Origin of the sequence: Flavobacterium potami (genome assembly GCF_020026915.1) — a bacterium.
Taxonomy (GTDB): domain Bacteria; phylum Bacteroidota; class Bacteroidia; order Flavobacteriales; family Flavobacteriaceae; genus Flavobacterium; species Flavobacterium potami.
In genome coordinates, this window is the sequence record NZ_JAINUY010000056.1 from 1 (window position 1) to 287 (window position 287).

General features: G+C 59.9%; 2 protein-coding genes. Both read left to right on the forward strand.

Annotated elements, in window-relative coordinates:
- The first annotated feature begins 10 nt into the window (after positions 1-10).
- Complete coding sequence (locus tag K6T82_RS24745; RefSeq protein ID WP_223711610.1) at positions 11-154, forward strand: dihydrodipicolinate synthase family protein; 144 nt, start codon at positions 11-13, stop codon at positions 152-154.
- The coding region (locus tag K6T82_RS24750) for a hypothetical protein (protein WP_223711612.1) at positions 147-287 on the forward strand (141 nt) is incomplete at its 3' end. The genes K6T82_RS24745 and K6T82_RS24750, both read left to right, overlap by 8 nt.

A 287-nucleotide genomic window follows, 5' to 3' on the forward strand; every position in this document is an offset into this window, starting at 1 on the left:
CATACGGGCGATGTTCATCGACACAAATCCCATACCCGTGAAAAAGGCGGTGGGACTCCTCGGGATGGCCGCGGGTTCGGTCCGGCTGCCGCTCGACGAACTCGACGAAGCGAAGACGGAACAACTGAGAAAAGTGCTGGTGAACTATGATTAAGGTTGCCGTATCCGGAGCCCTGGGGAGAATGGGCACCACCATCGGTCGGATCGTGAACGAAGCCCCCGACATGGAACTCGTCGGCGGGAGCGACGTGCGGGCAGGGACGCTTTTTGGGAGAGAAGTGGTTCCG